Raw genomic sequence first — 12,900 nt, 5'->3', positions numbered from 1 at the left:
ATGCATTAAACAGGAGTGACCATGTCAGGTTTACAGTTAAAAAAAGTCCATCACGTGGCGATCATTGCCGGGAACTATGCAATGAGTAAGGCATTTTACTGCGATATCCTGGGGTTCGGCCTGATGAGTGAAGTGTATCGCGAGGAGCGCGACTCCTGGAAAGGGGATCTGACGCTGAACGGTGAGTATATTATTGAGCTGTTCTCATTCCCGCATCCCCCTGCACGACCGACTCAGCCAGAAGCCTGCGGTCTGCGCCATCTGGCATTCAGTGTGGATGATGTTGATGCGGCGAAACAGCAGCTGGAAACACAAGGCGTGTCTTGTGAGGCGATACGCATTGATCCGCTGACCGGCAAGCGCTTTACCTTCTTTAATGACCCGGATGGATTGCCGTTAGAGTTGTATCAGGCTTAAAATACCCCTCTGCTAAACCCGGCTTTTTGTCGGGTTCTTCTTTCAGGAAAGCCATGTCATCCCTTGCCCATCTTGAAGCCCAACTGGCAAATGAGAACAGCCTGCTGCTGGCCTACAGTGGTGGACTTGACTCCAGCGTATTGCTGCATCAACTGGTGTTGCTCAGAGGGCTGCGTCCGGCGTTACAGCTGCGGGCGGTGCATATTCATCATGGACTTAGCCCGCTGGCGGATAGCTGGGTGGCGCATTGCCAGCAGCAGTGTGCGCGCTGGCAGGTGCCGCTGGAGGTGGTGTACGTCGCGGTGGATGCACGTCAGGGGGGGATTGAAGCCGCGGCACGTAGCGCACGCTATCAGGCCTTCAGTCAGCGGCTGCTGGCGGGGGAAACGCTGTTAACCGCCCAGCATCAGGACGATCAAAGTGAAACCCTGTTACTGGCGCTGAAACGCGGCAGCGGTCCGGCAGGGCTGGCGGCCATGCCACAACAGCACGGCCTGGGCGAACACCGGCATCTGCGGCCCTTGCTAACGCACAGCCGCCAGCAGCTTGAAGAGTGGGCCGATCAGCACCAGTTGACGTGGATTGAGGATGACAGCAACAGCGATGCGCGCTATGACCGGAATTTTCTGCGCCTTGAGGTGATGCCGATACTGAGTGCCCGCTGGCCGCACTTCTCACGTGCCGTGGCCCGCAGCGCAGCCCTGTGTGGCGAGCAGGAGCAACTGCTGGATGAGTTGCTGGCCGAGTCGCTGGCCTCGCTGGTGGATGCGTCCGGTACGCTGGCAATTACGCCGATGCGTGAGATGAGTGAGGCCCGGCGCTTTGCTCTGCTGCGGCGTTGGATTGCGCATCAGCAGGGCAGCATGCCGTCGCGCGATGCGCTGCGGCGTCTGTGGCAGGAGGTGGCCTGTAGCCGCGAAGATGCCGAGCCACGTCTCCGGCTCGGGCAGCACGAAGTGCGCCGTTTTCGCGACCGCCTGTACTGGCTGCCCTTGATGACATCGCCGGGAGCATGCGTGTTAGCATGGACAGAAACGGCGCTGCCATTATCACTGCCGGAGGAGCTTGGGCTGCTACGACAGCATGTAAGCGGCATTGCTCTACGTCGTCCAGCGCCTGATGAGCAGGTGAACATTCGGTTTAAAGCGCAGGGATCGTTTTATATTGTCGGCCGCGCCGGGCGTCGGCCGTTAAAGAAACTCTGGCAGGAGCTGAACATCCCGCCGTGGCAGCGCGAACGGACCCCACTGATTTTTTATGGCGACCGTTTGATTGCTGCAGTAGGCGTTTTTGTCACCCATGACGGTGCCCCCGAAAGCGCGGAAACGACCTGGTACATTGACTGGTGTCGAGAGAACAACAAGATGGAGAGTGGCGAATGAATGTCAGACTGGTCGCGGCGCTGCTGCTGAGTTGCAGCCTGCCCGCACTGGCGGCAGGGAACATCAGCGCCGGGCAGGAAAAGTCAGCGCGTTGTATGGCCTGCCACGGAGCGGAAGGCAAGGCGGCTGCGCCCATCTATCCCAACCTTGCCGGGCAGCCTGCGCCTTATCTGGCGCAGGCATTGCAGGCGTATAAAAGCGGAGCGCGCAGCGGCGGTCAGGCGGAAGTGATGAAAGCGTTTGTTGCCGGGCTGAGTGATGACGATATTGATGATTTAGCAGCGTACTATGCTGGGTTGAAACCCTGAGAAAAGAGAGGCGGATCGACGATCCGCCTGACTGGGGACTAATCGGACTCGCTCACCACCACGGTACCGATATCGGGGTGGCTGAAGCTGGCAATATGGTCGAGGCGCAGATCGCGGTCTTCTCCGGCAATGTCAATACTCAGATATTCCACGTTCTTTCGCGACACCATATCTTTGGCCTTGGCCTTGAGCTGCTCACCGTCTTTTAACGCCAGTGTCAGCATCCAGTTGTTCTGGCAGGCGAGTTCCAGATTGTCATAGTCATCGCAGTTGATCGGTTTGTAGGCTTCATCTTTCGTCAACATAGTCGCTCACCAATAAGTTTGCGGCAGCAAACGCTGCCTTTTCCCTGATGGAAGACGGTAGCACAGGATCGGCCGCTACTTCATCAAGCGCTTTCAACACGCACGCTAATGCGTCAGGCACATATCCCAGATCGCCACTGCCAATTTCGGCATATTTTCGGCGAACTAATTCACAATACTTTTGCACATGCACCCCCTTCAGCGTTTTCTCTGGCGATTATCCGACTATAGCACAGGCATTTACGGGAAATCAGCCTGCGAGCGGGTGATTTGCTTCGTCATCAGGTTACAATAGCGGGTAACTGAGATAAGGATCTTTATGGCACTGAAAGCAACGATTTATAAAGCCACGGTTAATGTCGCAGACATGGACCGCAATGTATTTATCGATAATACCCTGACACTGGCCCGTCATCCTTCTGAGACCGAAGAGCGCCTGATGCTGCGCCTGCTGGCATGGCTGGTTCACGCCAATGAGCGTCTGACCTTTACACGTGGGCTGAGCGCAGAAGATGAGCCGGAGATCTGGCAGCTGAACGATCACGGCGGGATTGATGTCTGGGTCGATCTCGGTCTGCCGGATGAGCGCAGAATTAAAAAAGCCTGTAGCCGTTCTCAACATGTCTGGCTCTACACCTATAACTGGCGTGCAGCCCAGCCCTGGTGGCAGCAGCATCAAAACAAACTGACCCAGCACGACAACCTGACAATACGCTACCTCAATGACGAGCAACTGAGTGCTCTGACGCAGCTGGCTTCACGCTCAATGACGTTACAGGCCACCATTCAGGACGGCACTATCTGGCTCTCCGATGATACTCATCATCTGGAAATTCAGTTTGAGCAGTGGCTGGAGGCTGGAAAAAGGGTATGATTGTATTATCACGTAGCGTCACTATTCCTGATGCCGAAATCGAAATCACCGCGATCAGAGCGCAGGGAAACGGTGGTCAGAACGTGAATAAAAGCTCGACGGCTATCCACCTGCGTTTTGATATTCGCCGCTCCAGCCTGCCAGTGTTTTATCAGGAAAAGATGATGGCCGTCAGCCACCATCTGATCACCCCGGAAGGGGTGGTGATTATTAAGGCGCAGGAGTACCGCAGCCAGGAGATGAACCGTGAGGCGGCGTTAAAGCGGCTGGAGAATTTGATCCTGGAGCTTACCGTGGTGGAGAAAACCCGCCGCGCAACGCGTCCGACGCTGGCATCAAAAAAGCGTCGGCTGGAAGGTAAAGCGCATAAAGCCTCAACCAAATCGCTGCGGGGTAAAGTCCGCGGCGACTGACTTGTTTTTTTGCAGGAGCGATTATGAAAGCTGTTGTTCTCATGCTGTTTGCCACGCTGGCACTGGGCGCGCTATTTGGCTGTAATAACCGACAGAACGCACAACACCCCTCGCCGCTGGAGCCGATGCAGCAGAGTTATACCGGGTTGCTGCCCTGCGGACCGGCCTGTCAGGACAGTGAGTCTTCGTTGTTCCTGGCGACTGATGGCAGCTATGTGCTCGAACAGCGAGCGGGCGGAGAGAGTACGCTTCGTAGCGCGCAGTATGGTAAATGGGCGCGCACGGCTGATACGCTGACGCTGGTGGCGATGAACGGTGAGAAACAACGTTTTCGTCCCACGGAAGAGGGCCTTGAGGTGATTTCCTGGCGCTCTGTGGCAATAAACAGCCAGCATCCTTATCACCTGACAGCGAATAACCGCAAGGTATTATAAAAGCGGCTTCAATCCTCCCGTATTCATCCACGTGATTAATTACCGGGATTAAGTTGAATTAACTCAAATTAATATGGCCGTTGCAGAACAGAATGATTCTCTGCAACGGTAATAGCACGCTACACCGGGTAAATAATCCTAAAAAGCGGCTAACCTCTTGTTCCTCCAGTTGAATTGTCGTTTTATATCCTCGTTGTGACCTTTATTACCTAATATAGCTGACGCGCTCCAGAGAAGGATCTCATGCCATTTCCCATTATGTCGGGAGATCACTCTTTCGGTATTGCCTGATATAAGCAGCTTTGTCTTCTAACACACAGTTTGCGAGTTTATAATTTTGAATCAATTAACGGCATTGAAAAAAGGCTATGCAAAAGTCTTCCTCTGGCTTTTAGTCACACTTTTCCTGATCCCCACGATTACGCTGGTTTTTGCTGAATACGGCACACGCCAGCTCGATCAGGAATACAGTGAAATCTTTATAGATGATGCCCGGGGGCAAAATCAGGACGTCAATAAACTGACCGCCTTCCTGCAACAGAATCCCCCCTCCAGCGTCTGCGGCGCGGTGCCGGACGATCTGCTCGACTATCAGGCTGCGGTTTGTGCAGAGAAGTCAGAGCTGTGGCAGTTCTGGATGATGGATAAAGTCGCCTTCTGGACGATGGTGGGCGGTGTCGTCATGTTGCTGATGATTGTCCTGTTCAGCGCGCTGGCGTTTAAAAACCGCCAGGGACAGCTACAAAGCCTGACGCTGGCACGCCCCTTCCTGATGCTGGCCAGTGCGCTGGAAGTGCTGGTGCAGGGCGGCATGCTGGTCTGGCTCTCCTTCTGGGGAACGGCATTCTTTACCCAAACCTATTATCCGAAGCTGGTCATGGCGATGGGCCTGCTGGTGCTGGTCGCGATGTTCTATATGATCAGAGGCATCTTCAAAAAACTGCCAGGTGAAGAGGGTGTTGAGGGAGAAGTGGTCACGCGCGAAGCGGCACCGGAACTCTGGGCACGTATCGATGCCCTGGCATCGCAGGTGGGAACGACGCCGCCGGATCATATTATTGCGGGTATCGATACTAACTTTTATGTGACTGAATCGTCTCTGAGTGTGAATGAGCAGGTACTGCATGGCCGCAAGCTGTATGTCAGCATTCCCTTGCTGCGTCAGTTAACCACGGCACAGGCCGATGGCGTGATGGTGCATGAGTTAACACACCTGCATGAAGGTGATACCGCATCGGGTGCTCTGCTGGGGCCAAAGCTGCATCGCTTCGATCAGTATATTCACCTGATGAGCAAAGATGTCTCTACGCTGGTGGTGTTTTATCCGCTCTGCCTGTATCGCATGCTGTTTGAACTGGCGTGGCAGCGTAACAGCCGTGAGCGCGAATTTGTCGCTGATCGCAGTGCGGCGAACTTGATTACCCCGGCGGCGATTGTTGAGTCGCTGATTAAAATCTCTGCCTATGCCAGCTATCGCAGTGAAGTAGAGCAAATGCTGTTTGATAATAAAACCCTGCATGGGAATGAGCTGGGGATCAGTCAAGCGATTGCACTGGGCCTGCCTCAGCACGTCAATTCCCCTGACTTTATCGGTATGATGCGTGAACAGAACGTGCCGCACCCGTTCGATTCGCATCCGCCGCTGGCCGATCGCATGCGCAATGTTGGCTACACGGTGGAAGAAACGGGTTATGCCGCGATCGCGGCGGAACAGCCGGCGGAGAGCTGGGTCGATCTGATGCCGGTAGCGGCAGACATTGAACAGCAACTGTGGCAGAAATATGAGCAGGATTTCTCCTCTGCTCATGAACAGAGCCTCGCGTGGCGTTATCAGCCGGAAGGCGAAGAAGAGACGGCGCTGGTACTGAAGCATTTCCCACCGGCGGCCTGGACGTTAAAAGATGGCAGCCAGATTGAGATCATCTATCAGGGGATTGTGCAGCCAGGCACCGCTGAGCTGTTGCCGTGGGATAATATTAAAAACATCAATGTCATCCGCCGCTTCGGTACTGACGTGCTGTATCTGCAACATGTTCAGCCTAATGCCGCGGGTAAAAAACGCAGTGAGATCCGTTTGCCAGGCCTGAAGAATGATATTGAAGTGTTTAAATACACCCTGAGTCATTACTGGCAGCGCCATCAGACAATGCGGGCGTTACAGGAACAAGACCAGGCGTTGGCCGCGCAAAGCTAAAACGAAAAAGCCACCTTGCGGTGGCTTTTTTATGTTTGATCGTTTTGGTCTGCAGTGACGGATCTTAAACCGCCAGTTCGCCCACCAGGAAATCAACGATTTCGTTGGTTTTGATCATACGCTTCTCACCGGCACGACGCGCTTTATACTCAACTTCTTCACTGTCGAGGTTACGGTCGCCAATCACGATGGTATGCGGTACGCCAATCAGTTCCATATCGGCAAACATCACGCCCGGGCGCTCTTTACGGTCATCGAGGATCACATCAATCCCTTTGGCACGCAGAGTGGCATACAGCTCTTCCGCCAGCTCTTTCACGCGGAATGACTTCTGCATGTTCATTGGCAGGATGGCCACCTGGAAAGGTGCCAGCGCAGGAGACCAGATAATGCCGCGTTCATCGTGGTTCTGTTCAATGGCCGCCGCAACGATGCGCGTAATACCAATCCCGTAGCAACCCATGGTCATAATCTGGTTACGACCGTCTTCGCCCTGTACCGATGCTTTCATCGCTTCAGAGTATTTGGTGCCAAGCTGGAAGATATGACCAACTTCAATACCGCGTTTGATCAGCAGCGTGCCTTTCCCATCCGGGCTGGCGTCACCTTCGACCACATTACGGATATCGGCAACGCGTGGCAGCGGCAGATCGCGCTCCCAGTTGATGCCTTTCAGGTGCTGCCCGTCAGTGTTGGCACCTGCGCTGAAATCGCTCATCGCTGCAACGGTGCGGTCTGCAATGATCGGCATGTTCAGGCCTACCGGACCGAGTGAACCCGGGCCTGCGTTAACCAGTGCGCGGATCTCTTCTTCCGTTGCGAAGGTCAGTGGGGCAGCAACGATATCAATATGTTCTGCTTTCACTTCATTCAGCTCATGATCGCCACGGACCAGCAGCGCAACCAGCGTATGGCCGCTCTCTTTGGTCGCTTGTACCATCAGCGTCTTAACGGTTTTCTCAATCGGCAGAGCAAACTGCTCGACCAGCTCAGCGATGGTTTTCGCGTCTGGTGTCGCGAACTGCGTCATTGGCTGCGTGGCGGCAGCACGGCCACCGGCAGGGGCGACAGCTTCCGCTTTTTCCATATTGGCGGCGTAGTCTGATTCAGTGGAGAACACCACATCGTCTTCACCACTCTGCGCCAGCACCTGGAATTCATGAGAGGCGCTGCCACCGATAGAACCGGTGTCGGCATCCACAGCGCGGAAGTTCAGACCCATACGGTTGAAGCTCTGGCTGTAGGCGCGGTACATCGCATCGTACGTTTCTTGCAGGGATTCCTGCGAGGTATGGAATGAGTATGCATCTTTCATGATGAATTCACGTGAGCGCATCACACCAAAACGTGGGCGCACTTCATCACGGAATTTGGTCTGGATCTGGAACAGGTTCAGCGGCAACTGCTTATAAGAGCTGAGTTCGTTACGGATCAGATCGGTAATCACTTCTTCATGCGTAGGGCCGAGAACAAACGGACGTTCGCCACGGTCAACGAAGCGCAGCAGCTCCGGGCCGTACTGCTCCCAACGACCACTCTCCTGCCACAGATCTGCAGGCTGAACGACCGGCATAGAGATCTCAATCGCGCCGGCGTTGTTCATCTCTTCGCGAACGATGTTTTCAACTTTTTTCAGCACGCGTAAACCGGTCGGCAACCAGGTGTACAGACCGGATGCCAGTTTACGAATCATCCCGGCGCGCAGCATCAACTGATGGCTGATCACTTCGGCGTCGGCAGGTGTCTCCTTAAGAGTGGAGAGCAGGTATTGAGTAGTACGCATGAATTACGATTCCATATGAACGCATAAAGCCAAAAAACGTGGATGCTAGTGTACCAGCGTGGCAGGTGAGTCAAAAGATGCTGGGAGAAATTAACGCGGGTCGATAGCGATAACTTCTGTGCCGGACTGGGTTACACGCCAGCGCACATTAAATTCCAGTAGCCAGGCGGCATATTCGCGGTCCGGCTCTTCGCCTTTACGATACGCGGGCCGGGGATCCTGAGCCAGCACCTGACCGATAAAGCGTTCAAGGTGAGGGTAGTGCCGCTGATGCTGTAACAACTGCTGTTGTGCCTGGAGGCTGAAGCTGACCGGCATATCGGCGGGTGGGGCCTGCTGGGCAAACCCGGCGCGGGCGTCAGGAAGTGCTTCGGCAAACGGCAGATAAGGTTTGATATCCACGACAGGCGTGCCGTCAACCAGGTCGAGGCTGCCTAATTCGAGGATCACCTGCTGCTGTTCACAGCGGATGCCTTTTAACTCAACCAGCGACATGCCGACAGGATTAGGCCGGAAGGTTGAGCGGGTGGCAAACACCCCCATGCGTGCATTGCCGCCTAACCGTGGTGGCCGTACGGTCGGTCGCCAGCCGCCTTCCATCGTCTGATGAAAAACAAACAACAGCCAGAGATGACTGAATTCCTCCAGTCCACGTACGGCTTCCGGCTGGTTATAAGGCGCGTGCAGATGCAGCTCGCCCCCGCCATCCTGGATTAAACCGGGCTGACGGGGAACGGCAAATTTCTCCTTCCACGGTGAATGGATCACGCCAATCTGATCGAAGGAGAAACGACTCATTGATTGCTGACTTTGAGGGCAGATCCCTGGCAAACCGCCTGACGCAGGCAGCCCTGAGCGCCACTCACGATTTCACATTTATGCACCAGCACCGCGTTGGCTTTCATACCGGATGCACGGATCTGCATGCGTTTACGGGCGGTGGCGAGATTCGGTGGTGAGTCCTGTGCGTTGCTTTGGCAATCTTCGCCATAGACTTCGCCCAGATCAGCAAAGGGTTTGCTCACGAGGTCAGCAGGGTCGGTATACAGTTTTACCGGGGCAGGGCGTGCGGCGGATTTCGACTGAGATGCGCCAGTCTGCGTAGACTGTGGAAAAGGTTTCACTGGCTCATAGGGCCGTGGTACCAACGAGCACCCTGTTAGCGTTAACGCTAACAAACAGAGCGGTAAAACACGCATGGGAAAATCCTCACGATCGGTAAAAGTGGCGTTATTGAAGCAAGCCGGGACGGAAATAACAAGCGGAGAGCGCGCATTCAGGCACGTATGGACGATGAGAATGTGATAGCGGGCGGCAGGCGCCACCCGCATCGGGCAAATTACCAGCCTTTCACTGCGCCGCCGTTGAACACTTTGTTCGCGGCGTCGTTAACTTCATCTGACTGATAAGCCTGTACGAATTTCTTCACGTTTTCCGCGTCTTTGTTATCTTCGCGTGCAACGATCAGGTTAACGTACGGCGAGTTTTTATCTTCAACGAAGATGCCATCTTTAGCGGGGGTCAGGTTAATCTGGCTGGCGTAAGTCGTGTTGATCACTGCCAGAGCGATTTGCTGATCGTCCAGGGAACGTGGCAGCTGTGGTGCTTCCAGCTCAACCAGCTTCAGGTTTTTCGGGTTCTCCACCACATCCAGTGAGGTTGGCAGCAGGCCAGTGCCATCTTTCAGTTTGATCAGGCCCACTTTCTGCAGCAGCAGCAGTGAACGACCGAGGTTAGTTGGATCGTTAGGGATAGCCACCTGTGCACCGTTCTGCAGCTCATCCAGCGTTTTAATCTTCTTCGAGTAACCCGCAATCGGATAAACGAAGGTGCTGCCGACAGAAACCAGCTTGTAGCCGCGATCTTTAATCTGCTGGTCCAGATACGGTTTGTGCTGGAAGGCGTTAACGTCGATATCGCCTTTACTCAACGCTTCGTTAGGAAGCACGTAATCGTTGAAGGTCACCAGTTCAACATTCAGGCCGTATTTATCTTTTGCCACTTTAGCGGCGACTTCAGCAACCTGCTGCTCGCTACCGACGATCACGCCCACTTTAATGTGGTTTGGATCTTTCTCTTTCTGATCGCAGCCAGCCAGTGCCAGAGTACCGATAAGTGCGCCGACAGCGGCAAGCGTTTTAACGTTAAAAGACATATCCCTTCCTTAAATAGAGAGAAATTACTGTTGTGTTTACTTGTGGGTAACCGCACGAACAATGCGATCGCCACAGAACTGAATCAAATACACCAAAACGACCAGCAGAACCAATACCGTGTTCATTACTGTTGCGTTGTAACCGATGTAGCCATACTGATAGCCAATCTGACCCAGACCACCTGCGCCGACAGCGCCACCCATTGCTGAGTAGCCGACCAGGGTAATCAGAGTAATAGTAGCGGCATTCACCAGGCCTGGCAGTGCTTCAGGCAGCAGAACCTTACGGATAATCTGCAAAGGTGTGGCACCCATTGCACGTGATGCTTCAATCAGGCCGGTTGGCAGTTCAAGCAGGGCGTTCTCAACCATACGCGCAATAAAGGGTGCTGCGCCTACGGTGAGTGGAACAATCGCGGCCTGCAGACCAATTGATGTCCCGACGATAATCCGGGTGAAGGGGATCATCCAGACCAGCAAGATAATGAAAGGAATCGAGCGGAAGATATTCACCGCTGCTGACAGCACGCGATAAAGTTTCGCGTTCGCTACAATCTGCCCCGGACGGGTAACATAAAGAAGTACCCCGACCGGCAGCCCGAGCACAAAACCGAAAAAGCCGGAGACAAAGGTCATCATCAGGGTTTCCCAGATGCCGCGGCCCATTAACCACATCATCGCCTCAGACATAACCTAATACCTCTATCTTCACATGGTGCTCTTGCAGGAACGCGATGGCAGCCTGAGTATCGGCTGGCTCACCGTGGATTTCGGTCAGCATAATGCCGAACTTCACGCCACCGGCGTAATCCATCTGCGCGCTGATAATATTGTTGTTCACATTGAAACGGCGTGCTGACTCAGACAGCAGTGGAGCATCCACTGACTGACCGGTGAACTCCAGGCGTAATAAAGGAACCGTTGTGGCGCTGGCTTCTGGCGTAAGACGTTTCAGGTAGTCTTCCGGGATATCCAGATGCAGTGTTGACTGAATAAACTGTTGTGCCAGCGGCGTCTTTGGATGAGAGAACACTTCGCTCACCGTATCCTGCTCAATCAGTTCGCCGTTACTGATGACCGCAACGCAATCGCAGATACGCTTCACCACGTCCATTTCATGAGTGATCAGCAGAATGGTGATGCCCAGACGGCGATTGATGTCTTTCAGCAATTCAAGAATGGAACGGGTGGTTGCCGGGTCCAGCGCGCTGGTGGCTTCATCACACAGCAGCACTTTGGGGTTGCTGGCCAGCGCACGGGCAATCGCCACACGCTGTTTCTGCCCGCCGGAGAGATTGGCAGGCCAGGCGTCGTGTTTATCCGCCAGGCCGACAAGATCCAGTAATTCACTGACGCGGGCTTTAATCTCAGCCCTTGACAGATTGCCCAGCTCCAGCGGCAGTGCAACGTTACCGGCGACGGTACGTGAGTTCAGCAGGTTGAAGTGCTGGAAGATCATGCCAATCTGGCGACGGGCGATCGTTAACTGGCTTTCTGACAGTGTTGTGAGATCCTGGTTATCAACCAGTACGCTGCCGGAGGTAGGACGCTCCAGCAAATTGACGCAGCGAATTAAGGTGCTTTTACCCGCACCGGAAGCGCCGATCACGCCATAAATTTGTCCGGCGGGCACATGCAGGCTGACATCAGACAGCGCTGTAATCGTGCGTGAACCCTGCTGGAACACTTTGGTGATATTTGAAAGTTTAATCATTGATTTATTTATTATCGTGATGGGAGTTATCCGTGGCATTCATTATAACGGCATCCCGCATTAAAGGGACTGAATGGATGGTAGGGCATCCAGACGTCTAAATCAATCGAAGTCATCCAAACTGCCATTCTCTCTTTTATGACAGTGATGCGATACACTACGGCAAATTTTGTAGCAGGAGTTACTACGTGGCTGAGAAAGTCCCCGCAATTTTCCTCGATCGGGATGGCACCATTAATGTCGATCACGGTTATGTGTTTGAAAGCGACAACTTCGAGTTTATCGATGGTGTGATTGACGCCATGCGTGAACTGAAAGAAATGGGCTTTGCGCTGGTGCTGGTGACAAACCAGTCCGGTATCGCGCGCGGCTTGTTTACCGAAGATCAGTTTATGCATCTGACCGAATGGATGGACTGGTCGCTGGCCGATCGCGATGTCGATCTGGATGGTATCTATTTCTGTCCGCATCATCCGGAAGCAATAGTAGAAGAGTTACGTCAGTCGTGTGATTGCCGTAAGCCGCAGCCGGGAATGTTCCTGACCGCGCAGCAGGAGCTGAACATCGATATGGCCGCTTCTTATATGGTTGGCGATAAGATTGAGGACATGCAGGCCGCTTTAGCTGCCGGAGTCGGTAAAAAAGTACTGGTTCGTAGCGGGAAGCCTGTCACGGCTGAAGGAGAGAGTGCAGCAGATTGGGTGCTTAATAGCCTGAAAGAGCTGCCTGGACGTATCAAACAGGGCTAAAAAGCAGCGTTTCGCTGGAACTTTCAGCAGGCAGTGAAAAAGTTGAGATTACTGCTTGCGTTCCCGGAGCGCCTGTCTATAATGCGCAACCACTGAGACGGCAAACGGCGTAACGCCAGCGGCTCAGGAGGTTCAGGAAACATCTGAACCGCCGGAAAAACTTCTCAAAAAG

At 54.0% G+C, this 12,900-nt stretch carries 16 protein-coding genes; 8 read left to right on the top strand and 8 right to left on the bottom strand.

The genetic code is table 11. The features are described 5' to 3' along the window. The first annotated feature begins 21 nt into the window (after window positions 1-21). The 3 genes from ACFL9S_RS12810 to ACFL9S_RS12800 are packed head-to-tail and all read left to right on the top strand — an operon-like array spanning window position 22 to window position 2,107. Complete coding sequence (locus tag ACFL9S_RS12810; protein WP_405262294.1) at window positions 22-417, top strand: VOC family protein; 396 nt, start codon at window positions 22-24, stop codon at window positions 415-417. A gap of 53 nt (window positions 418-470) precedes the next feature. After that, entirely contained in the window at window positions 471-1,799 is a 1,329-nt protein-coding gene (gene tilS, locus ACFL9S_RS12805; RefSeq protein WP_405262293.1) for a tRNA lysidine(34) synthetase TilS, read from the top strand. Next, window positions 1,796-2,107 (top strand): c-type cytochrome, encoded by a 312-nt coding sequence (locus tag ACFL9S_RS12800; protein ID WP_405262292.1) that lies wholly within the window; start codon window positions 1,796-1,798, stop codon window positions 2,105-2,107. Before tilS ends, ACFL9S_RS12800 begins: the two co-directional genes overlap by 4 nt. A gap of 38 nt (window positions 2,108-2,145) precedes the next feature. On the opposite strand, the gene rof is transcribed toward ACFL9S_RS12800, so the two are convergent. Next, the gene (rof, locus tag ACFL9S_RS12795) at window positions 2,146-2,412 is read right to left on the bottom strand and encodes a Rho-binding antiterminator (RefSeq protein WP_405262291.1); all 267 of its coding nucleotides are present in this window, start codon (window positions 2,410-2,412) and stop codon (window positions 2,146-2,148) included. Continuing rightward, window positions 2,396-2,599: a YaeP family protein gene (locus tag ACFL9S_RS12790; RefSeq protein ID WP_405262290.1), complete on the bottom strand. Its 204-nt coding sequence runs from the start codon at window positions 2,597-2,599 to the stop codon at window positions 2,396-2,398. The genes rof and ACFL9S_RS12790 overlap by 17 nt, the downstream gene beginning before the upstream one ends. Window positions 2,600-2,731: 132 nt before the next feature. Between ACFL9S_RS12790 and ACFL9S_RS12785 the strand changes: the two genes are divergently transcribed. From ACFL9S_RS12785 to ACFL9S_RS12770, 4 genes are all read left to right on the top strand, one after another. Next, on the top strand, window positions 2,732-3,286 hold the full coding sequence (locus ACFL9S_RS12785; RefSeq protein WP_405262289.1) for a YaeQ family protein: 555 nt from the start codon (window positions 2,732-2,734) through the stop codon (window positions 3,284-3,286). Further along, window positions 3,283-3,699: an alternative ribosome rescue aminoacyl-tRNA hydrolase ArfB gene (gene arfB / locus ACFL9S_RS12780; protein ID WP_405262288.1), complete on the top strand. Its 417-nt coding sequence runs from the start codon at window positions 3,283-3,285 to the stop codon at window positions 3,697-3,699. Before ACFL9S_RS12785 ends, arfB begins: the two co-directional genes overlap by 4 nt. Window positions 3,700-3,722: 23 nt before the next feature. Then, window positions 3,723-4,133, top strand: coding sequence for a copper resistance protein NlpE N-terminal domain-containing protein (locus tag ACFL9S_RS12775; RefSeq protein WP_405262287.1), 411 nt, complete (start codon window positions 3,723-3,725; stop codon window positions 4,131-4,133). Between the two features lie 337 nt (window positions 4,134-4,470). Further along, window positions 4,471-6,327, top strand: coding sequence for a M48 family metallopeptidase (locus ACFL9S_RS12770; RefSeq protein WP_405262286.1), 1,857 nt, complete (start codon window positions 4,471-4,473; stop codon window positions 6,325-6,327). 64 nt (window positions 6,328-6,391) lie between these two features. On the opposite strand, the gene proS is transcribed toward ACFL9S_RS12770, so the two are convergent. The 6 genes from proS to metN all read right to left on the bottom strand — a co-directional run bounded on the left by proS (window position 6,392) and on the right by metN (window position 11,979). Continuing rightward, a complete protein-coding gene (gene proS, locus ACFL9S_RS12765; protein ID WP_405262285.1) occupies window positions 6,392-8,110 on the bottom strand; it encodes a proline--tRNA ligase in 1,719 nt (572 codons plus the stop codon). A gap of 90 nt (window positions 8,111-8,200) precedes the next feature. Then, on the bottom strand, window positions 8,201-8,908 hold the full coding sequence (tsaA, locus tag ACFL9S_RS12760) for a tRNA (N6-threonylcarbamoyladenosine(37)-N6)-methyltransferase TrmO (RefSeq protein ID WP_405262284.1): 708 nt from the start codon (window positions 8,906-8,908) through the stop codon (window positions 8,201-8,203). Next, on the bottom strand, window positions 8,905-9,309 hold the full coding sequence (gene rcsF, locus ACFL9S_RS12755; protein ID WP_405262283.1) for an Rcs stress response system protein RcsF: 405 nt from the start codon (window positions 9,307-9,309) through the stop codon (window positions 8,905-8,907). Before rcsF ends, tsaA begins: the two co-directional genes overlap by 4 nt. Window positions 9,310-9,449: 140 nt before the next feature. Continuing rightward, window positions 9,450-10,265, bottom strand: a complete 816-nt coding sequence (locus tag ACFL9S_RS12750; RefSeq protein WP_405262282.1) for a MetQ/NlpA family lipoprotein — start codon at window positions 10,263-10,265, stop codon at window positions 9,450-9,452. A gap of 36 nt (window positions 10,266-10,301) precedes the next feature. Then, window positions 10,302-10,955 carry a methionine ABC transporter permease MetI gene (locus ACFL9S_RS12745; RefSeq protein WP_154752570.1) on the bottom strand — a complete coding sequence of 218 codons (654 nt, stop codon included), beginning with the start codon at window positions 10,953-10,955 and terminating at the stop codon, window positions 10,302-10,304. Beyond that, entirely contained in the window at window positions 10,948-11,979 is a 1,032-nt protein-coding gene (gene metN / locus ACFL9S_RS12740; protein WP_405262281.1) for a methionine ABC transporter ATP-binding protein MetN, read from the bottom strand. The genes ACFL9S_RS12745 and metN overlap by 8 nt, the downstream gene beginning before the upstream one ends. 188 nt (window positions 11,980-12,167) lie before the next feature. Between metN and gmhB the strand changes: the two genes are divergently transcribed. Next, entirely contained in the window at window positions 12,168-12,728 is a 561-nt protein-coding gene (gene gmhB, locus ACFL9S_RS12735) for a D-glycero-beta-D-manno-heptose 1,7-bisphosphate 7-phosphatase (RefSeq protein ID WP_133842165.1), read from the top strand. Window positions 12,729-12,900 lie beyond the last annotated feature (172 nt).

Origin of the sequence: Erwinia sp. AnSW2-5 (assembly GCF_045107195.1) — a bacterium.
In the GTDB taxonomy this organism is placed as follows: domain Bacteria; phylum Pseudomonadota; class Gammaproteobacteria; order Enterobacterales; family Enterobacteriaceae; genus Erwinia.
This window is presented reverse-complemented; position numbering and strand designations above follow the sequence as displayed.

Excerpts from the sequence above, each read along its gene's own strand:
- ACFL9S_RS12810 (WP_405262294.1), top strand. The coding sequence starts at position 22 with ATGTCAGGTTTACAGTTAAAAAAAGTCCATCACGTGGCGATCATTGCC.
- tilS (WP_405262293.1), top strand. The coding sequence starts at position 471 with ATGTCATCCCTTGCCCATCTTGAAGCCCAACTGGCAAATGAGAACAGC.
- ACFL9S_RS12800 (WP_405262292.1), top strand. The coding sequence starts at position 1,796 with ATGAATGTCAGACTGGTCGCGGCGCTGCTGCTGAGTTGCAGCCTGCCC.
- rof (WP_405262291.1), bottom strand. The coding sequence starts at position 2,412 with ATGTTGACGAAAGATGAAGCCTACAAACCGATCAACTGCGATGACTAT.
- ACFL9S_RS12785 (WP_405262289.1), top strand. The coding sequence starts at position 2,732 with ATGGCACTGAAAGCAACGATTTATAAAGCCACGGTTAATGTCGCAGAC.
- arfB (WP_405262288.1), top strand. The coding sequence starts at position 3,283 with ATGATTGTATTATCACGTAGCGTCACTATTCCTGATGCCGAAATCGAA.
- ACFL9S_RS12775 (WP_405262287.1), top strand. The coding sequence starts at position 3,723 with ATGAAAGCTGTTGTTCTCATGCTGTTTGCCACGCTGGCACTGGGCGCG.
- proS (WP_405262285.1), bottom strand. The coding sequence starts at position 8,110 with ATGCGTACTACTCAATACCTGCTCTCCACTCTTAAGGAGACACCTGCC.
- tsaA (WP_405262284.1), bottom strand. The coding sequence starts at position 8,908 with ATGAGTCGTTTCTCCTTCGATCAGATTGGCGTGATCCATTCACCGTGG.
- rcsF (WP_405262283.1), bottom strand. The coding sequence starts at position 9,309 with ATGCGTGTTTTACCGCTCTGTTTGTTAGCGTTAACGCTAACAGGGTGC.
- ACFL9S_RS12750 (WP_405262282.1), bottom strand. The coding sequence starts at position 10,265 with ATGTCTTTTAACGTTAAAACGCTTGCCGCTGTCGGCGCACTTATCGGT.
- ACFL9S_RS12745 (WP_154752570.1), bottom strand. The coding sequence starts at position 10,955 with ATGTCTGAGGCGATGATGTGGTTAATGGGCCGCGGCATCTGGGAAACC.
- metN (WP_405262281.1), bottom strand. The coding sequence starts at position 11,979 with ATGATTAAACTTTCAAATATCACCAAAGTGTTCCAGCAGGGTTCACGC.